This window comes from Lacrimispora amygdalina, assembly GCF_003432035.1.
GTDB lineage: Bacteria > Bacillota > Clostridia > Lachnospirales > Lachnospiraceae > Lacrimispora > Lacrimispora amygdalina.
The window spans coordinates 1-6672 of record NZ_QOHO01000123.1; the positions used below are offsets into that span (position 1 = coordinate 1).

Annotated in this window: 8 protein-coding genes; 7 read left to right on the forward strand and 1 reads right to left on the reverse strand. The window is 36.5% G+C overall.

Going from position 1 to position 6672, the window contains the following annotated elements:
* Positions 1-240: 240 nt before the first annotated feature.
* The gene (locus tag DS742_RS27585) at positions 241-1086 is read left to right on the forward strand and encodes a nucleotidyltransferase domain-containing protein (RefSeq protein ID WP_117420112.1); all 846 of its coding nucleotides are present in this window, start codon (positions 241-243) and stop codon (positions 1084-1086) included.
* A gap of 45 nt (positions 1087-1131) precedes the next feature.
* On the opposite strand, the gene DS742_RS27590 is transcribed toward DS742_RS27585, so the two are convergent.
* Complete coding sequence (locus tag DS742_RS27590) at positions 1132-1590, reverse strand: MerR family transcriptional regulator (protein ID WP_117420113.1); 459 nt, start codon at positions 1588-1590, stop codon at positions 1132-1134.
* Positions 1591-1743: 153 nt separating this feature from the next.
* On the opposite strand from DS742_RS27590, the gene DS742_RS27595 reads away from it, so the two are divergent.
* The 6 genes from DS742_RS27595 (at position 1744) to DS742_RS27620 (ending at position 6619) form a co-directional block, all read left to right on the forward strand.
* Entirely contained in the window at positions 1744-2772 is a 1029-nt protein-coding gene (locus DS742_RS27595) for an SDR family oxidoreductase (RefSeq protein ID WP_117420114.1), read from the forward strand.
* Positions 2773-2848: 76 nt separating this feature from the next.
* Entirely contained in the window at positions 2849-3781 is a 933-nt protein-coding gene (locus DS742_RS27600) for an oxidoreductase (RefSeq protein WP_117420115.1), read from the forward strand.
* Between the two features lie 147 nt (positions 3782-3928).
* Positions 3929-4483 carry an AraC family transcriptional regulator gene (locus DS742_RS27605; RefSeq protein ID WP_117420116.1) on the forward strand — a complete coding sequence of 185 codons (555 nt, stop codon included), beginning with the start codon at positions 3929-3931 and terminating at the stop codon, positions 4481-4483.
* Between the two features lie 177 nt (positions 4484-4660).
* Entirely contained in the window at positions 4661-5323 is a 663-nt protein-coding gene (locus tag DS742_RS27610; RefSeq protein WP_117420117.1) for a M15 family metallopeptidase, read from the forward strand.
* A 127-nt stretch (positions 5324-5450) separates the two neighbouring features.
* Complete coding sequence (locus tag DS742_RS27615) at positions 5451-5786, forward strand: hypothetical protein (protein ID WP_117420118.1); 336 nt, start codon at positions 5451-5453, stop codon at positions 5784-5786.
* Between the two features lie 53 nt (positions 5787-5839).
* Positions 5840-6619, forward strand: coding sequence for a MerR family transcriptional regulator (locus DS742_RS27620; RefSeq protein WP_117420119.1), 780 nt, complete (start codon positions 5840-5842; stop codon positions 6617-6619).
* The last annotated feature ends 53 nt before the right edge of the window (positions 6620-6672 follow it).

The window sequence follows — 6672 nt, forward strand, 5'->3', positions numbered from 1 at the left end:
ATTTATATCAGCCATGATTTTAATATTGAAAAATGGAAAAAGGAAGTAAAAAATATAGATCGGGTTAATAGTGGTATGAAGGAAAGTTCCAGTAAAGTTGCTGCTTTTATTGATAAAGCAACAGAAGCAGTACCGAAAAATTTTATTAATGAATCTATTTAATCGAATAAATAGTTTGCCTCCTCCCACAAATAACGGCTTTGAATTAGGGATAGAAAATACAGAGCAGGAGAAATTTATATGACTAATAAAATAGAAAACATATTAACACAGATCATACACGCCTTTGACGGAGTTGCCGGGATTGATGCCATCGTTTTGGGTGGTTCCCGCGCTACGGGTACGGCAAATAAAGATTCTGATATAGATATAGGAATATACTATGATGAGGCGTCATTTGACCTTACATCATTCAGACAAAAGGCTGTCTCGCTTGATGATGAACACCGAATAAATATTATAACCGATCCAGGCCAATGGGGCCCGTGGATTAACGGCGGAGGCTGGTTGAAAATTGATGGTATTGCCGTAGATATTCTTTTCAGGAATACCCAAAAAGTTATTACAGTAATTGATGATTGTATTGATGGAAAAATCTCCATTGACTATCAATGCGGTCATCCGTTTGGGTTTGTGAATTCTATTTATTTGGGAGAGGTCGCATATTGCAAAATTTTGAGCATCAATAACAGACTTATCTCAGAACAGAGAAAAAGGCTGATAGAATTACCTAAAAGCTACCAGAAAGCTGCAATAGAAAAATTCTTATGGGAATGTGAGTTTTCAAAACAGTGTGGTACGAAGGCAATTGGAAAAGGAGATGTTCTATATGCTGCCGGTTCATTGTTTCGGTGTGCAGTCAGCTTACTGCAAGTTCTGTATGCCATAAATGGAATGTATATTCTTAATGAGAAAGGCAGTTTGGGGCGATTACTAATGCAAAAAGAAGCATTTATCCCAAAAGATTTTGCCAACGACGTGGAAGCAGCATTATCTGGATTAAGTAAAAATACAATACAAGATTGTTTTGACAGAATTCAGGTTCAATATAATGAAATATCTAGTTACAGCAGGCAAATATTATAGATATATATTACTCAAAAAAACTAATTTTAATTTCCAGTAAGAGATTTACAAAGAAGGACTGGGTGTAATTTGGGTATAACGGCTTGGCAGACAATTCTCGCGTTTTTCATCATTCACGATTCTTATTTGTTCATTTATGATTTCGACAGCATTAGGCGAAGTATAAATTTCAAGTTTTAAATCAATAAGTTTAAGATTCTCAGTAAGAGCATTTATTTGGTTTATGATTTTATTTCGGTGCTCCAGAAATAATTTTTTTCGCGAATCTATAGTACTGGCACCTTCCATACAAAAATCGATATACTTTTTTATATCTTTGATTTGCATTCCGGTATTCTTTAGACAGCAAATTGTCTTAATCTGATTTATATCTGATTCGGTAAATTCTCTGATTCCAGACTTATTTCTCGATACAAATGGCAGGAGACCTTCTTTATCATAAAAACGAATTGTAAATATGGAAAGTCCTGTTATTTTTGCTACATCTTTAATCGTATAAGTCATTTTAAAGTCTCCTCTAAATAATTATTTTAGAAAATTTAACAAAAATATATTTAAATAGCACTTGACATAGATATAACTCTAGGTTTTAAGATGAGTATAAATCAAAAGAGATTAATTTTCAAGTGGTTAATATACAAGAGGGTGGTAAAAGATATGTTAAAAACAGTTTTAGTAACTGGTGCAGGCTTTGTCGGTGTGCATATAATTCTCCAATTATTACAAAAAGGTTATAATGTAAAAGTATCGCTTCGCTCGATAAGCAGTAAAGACAAAGTAATTGATACGCTAAAATCTAACGGTATCACGGCCTTTGACAATCTTGTATTTTTTGAAGCAGATTTATCAAAGGATGATAATTGGGACGAAGCCATGAAAGGTTGTGACTACGTTTTAAGCGTGGCATCACCTGTCTTTATGACGATACCAAAAGATGAAAAGGAAGCGGTACGGCCTGCTGTGGAGGGTATAGTTCGTATACTAAAAGCAGCTGGAAATGCAGGTGTAAAACGTGTTGTAATGACTTCTAATTTTGGTGCGGTTGGATTCAGCAATAAAAATCCGAATACAGCTACAACAGAGGCAGATTGGACAGATCCAGATGAAAAAGGCTTATCGGCTTACGAAAAATCAAAATTATTGGCAGAACGTGCCGCTTGGGAGTTCATTAAGAAAGAAGGAGGTAATTTAGAATTTGTTACCATAAATCCCGTCGCTATATTGGGACCTTCTTTAAGTTCTCATGTCTCAGGTAGTTTTGGGATTCTGGAACATTTATTGGACGGCTCAATGAAAGCTATTCCAAATATTCCTTTAAATGTTGTAGATGTTCGGGACGTGGCTGATCTGCATATTCGTGCAATGACAAATCCTGACGCAAATGGACAACGCTTTATAGCATCAGCAGACGGTCAGATATCCATGCCCGAAATTGCAGCATTGTTAAAAAATAAAAAACCCAATGTTGCAAAAAAAGTTTCTGCAAAGACATTACCTAATTGGGTTATTTATTCAGGAGCCCTATTTAATAAGCAGGCAAAAGAGGGAGTTCTGCTTTTAAGGATGAGCCGCAATGTGAGTAATAAAAAAGCGAAGAAAATTTTGGGTTGGACGCCGTTTTCAAATAACGAGGAAGCTATTCTTGCTTCGATCAATAGTATGATTAAATTCGGTCTTATAAAATGAGAGCAATCAGAAGGCAAAGCGATTAGATTATAAATGATGATTCTTAGAAAACTATAAAATAAAAGGAGTGTTAAGAATGGCAGAAAATATGAAGAGTAATTGGACCTCAGCAGATATTCCATCACAAAAGGGTCGTTCGGTTGTTATTACAGGAACCGGTGGGATTGGCTACGAAACAGCATTGGAGATGACTAGGGCGGGAGCCGAAGTTATTATGGCGGGTCGAAATACAGAGAAGGGTGACGAAGCCATAAAAAAAATTAAAAAATTGATTCCAGCTGGAAATATACGTTTTGAAAAACTCGATCTGGCGGATCTGGCATCAATAGAAGCATTTGGCGAACGAACAAGGGCACAACGCAAAAGTCTGGATATATTAATCAACAATGCGGCAGTAATGAATCCACCTAAGCGCAAGGTTACAAAAGATGGATTCGAGCTTCAAATAGGCACAAATTATCTTGGACATTTTGCATTAACAGCACAGCTGCTCCCCCTTTTACAGAAAGGAAACAAGCCCCGGGTGGTCACTTTGAGTAGTATTGCTCATCTTCAGGGAGCAGTAAACTTTGATGATTTACAAGCGGAGCACAATTACAAACCAATGGTAAGCTATTCACAGTCAAAGCTGGCGTGCTTAATGTTTGCATTTGAACTACAAAGGCGAAGTGATGCAGCCGGCTGGGGGATTAGCAGCATGGGTGCACATCCGGGGATATCAAGAACAGAATTGATCCCGAATGGGGCCGGAAAGAATAGCCCGTCAGGTATCGTTCGGAGGTTATTTGGACCGATCTTATTTCAACCGGCAGCTCATGGAGCGTGGCCATCACTTTATGCAGCAACTGCGAAAGAAGCAAAAGGCGGCACATATTACGGACCTTCCAGAATGAACGAGATGAGAGGGTACCCAACAGTGGCTAAAATTGCACCGCAGGCAAAGGATGCTGCAGTTGCTTCAAAGCTTTGGGAAGTATCTGAAAAGCTTACAAATGTAAAGTTTGTTTAAGAAACAGGGAATGGGCTTTATAGTCAGACTTTAATTGCAAACGAAACATTGCGTTGCCCCTTATCTGCAATCGACTATACTGTGCACAGATTGTCGGATGAATAAATACATTCTTTGATAATATTGATGGTGAAAGGAGGTTGTTTGATGGATACTTTAAGTAGTATGAATAATGCATTGTCATACATTGAGGAGCACTTAATAGAGGACATTGATTATAGTAAAGTTTCTAAAATTGCTTACTGTTCAGAATATCATTTTAAGCGGATGTTTTCCTTTTTATCAGGCTTAAGCTTATCAGAATATATTCGGAGACGAAGACTGACGCTGGCAGCACTTGATTTGAAAGACAGGGATCTGAGAATAATTGATATAGCTGTTAAATATGGCTATAATTCAGCCGATTCATTTTCCCGTGCTTTTCATTCTATGCATGGCATTCTCCCTTCTGAAGCAAGAAGTGAGAATACACAATTAAAAGCTTATCCTCGAAATATTGATTCTGGTACCTGGGCAGTATTCGAATCGATTGGACCATTCCCGGAAACACTTCAGAATGTGTGGGGCAGGATATACTCAGAGTGGTTTCCATCTTCAGGATACGAGGCAGTTGAAGGTCCTGAAATTTTGTGGAATGAGAGTCCGGACACTGGAAATCCGAAATATAGAAGTGAAATTTGGATTCCAGTGAAAAAGGAATAACATTTGCATATCAATGGATTATGGTTAAGGGCACTCCTAAAAGAGTGCTCTTTTTGATAAAAGAGGCGGTTGCAAGGGTTTTACCTCCATTTAAAATTATGTTTGAGCTGAACGTTCAAATATATTATACTGATACAGTGTTACTATTTACAATAACGAAAGAGCAGAGTGGAGACTATGATACTTTTAAATGATGAAAGAATTGCAAATGTTACATGTATTGATAACGAAGAGAAAATGATATCGCTAAGAAATGTACACAAAAATGTGTTAATTGATGAATCTCGAAGCCAAATATCAAGTAAATCTGATTTGTTTTGCTATGCACGAGAAGAAATAATTAATAAATGTAAGAAAGCTGCAAATAGTTTACCAAGTGGTTATCAGTTTTTAGTAAAAGAGGCATACAGACCTCTCTCACGTCAGAAAAAGTCGTTTATGGAAGCTTTTGATGATTATAAATCAAAATATCCATTAAAGAGTGATGATGAAATTTACAAATTAACCTGTCAATACGTTGCACCAATTGATGTTGCAGGGCATCCTACGGGTGGAGCAATTGATATAACATTATTAAAAAACGGAACAGAGGTAGACATGGGTACGGAGTTTAATGATATTCCTGTTGAACCAGAGAATTTAACCTATCTTTATTCTGAATATATTAGTGATACTGCGAAAGCAAACCGCAAAATACTGATTGATAGTATGGAACGGGCTGGATTTACAAATTATCCAACAGAATGGTGGCACTGGTCGTATGGAGATTGTTATTGGGCGTTTATAAATCACTGCAATGCGATATATTCCGGTGTTGAAGAGAATGATATATTGTGGTAAATAACTCGTCTGCCTTCGGGTTTCTCGCAAAATCAGATAATGGTATAAAGTTGAAAAAGTTCCTCTTGCATGTTACGTAGCGTGATGTATTAGAATTAAGATAGCATGAAAAGGAAGGTGAACATATATGAAAGATAATGATTTTAATGAAAACAGTAAACAAAAATTTGTTATCAAGACAAAACAGGGAGAGGCTGAAATTACCTGGCCCCGAAATGAGCAGCCAGGGTTCTGTCCGAATTGTCACAAATGTATTCCTTTTAACTCTATTGTTATCAAAAAAGAAAATGGAGATTATACGGAAGACTATTCAGATATGGATACTGTTAAGGAGAAAGAACCCGGCCTCTCAATAGGGCAAATTGGGAAAAGAGCAGGCAAGATTGGCGAGTGCCCATATTGCCATCAGGCAGTTCCTGTTCGCGAAGTTATATTAAAAATGACGGGAGGGCAAGAAAGATAGTTTCCTAACACATTTTTGGCATATAGAATGCAGATAGATTAAGGTGGAATAGCATGGTTAATCAGGAACATTTGTTTGCAATCGGAGAATTAGCACGTATAGGTGGTGTCTCTGTACGGACGCTTCAATATTATGATGAACAGGATTTGCTAAAACCAATTATTACCAAAGGCGGAAGAAGGAAGTATACGCGAGAAGATGTTTTGCGCCTTGAACAGATTCTTTTCCTTAAATCATTGGGATTTTCTTTAGAAGAAATTAATGAAAAAATTTTAGACTTAAATACTTCAGCCGATCTGAAAAATATATTTACAATGCAGCGAAATGCACTAACAGGACAAATTGAACAACTAAATAATATTGTAGGTATGCTTGATACTGCGATAGCTGAAACAAACACCGATCAGGAAATTAGTATGGATCGCCTGATTACTATTATGGAATCTATGAGACGAGGCAACCCATATGCATTTGTAGTACGTTATTTTAATGATGAACAGCTAAAAAGCTTCGCATTTCAATTGTTTACGATGCCTGATAATTTGAAAGTAAAAGAAGTATTTGATAAATTGAGAGAGCTTTATGAAAAAGGTGTTAATCCAGAAGGTGAAGAAGGTCAAGAACTTGCAAAACGCTGGTGGAACATGGTAAATGAATTTTCATCCGGAGATTTTAATTTATTGATGTCGCTGATCAATGCAGGTCTGGATATCCCTAACTGGCCGGATGAAGCGAGAGATATTCAAGAGCCTATAAAAAACTTCCTTGTAAAGGCGTTAAATGTTTATATTCATAATAATGGATTACAAATAGGTATAGTTAAACCCAAGTGAATAAATAAAACATGTTTAAAAGATAAAATTTTGCTAATATTAATCAGTATAAT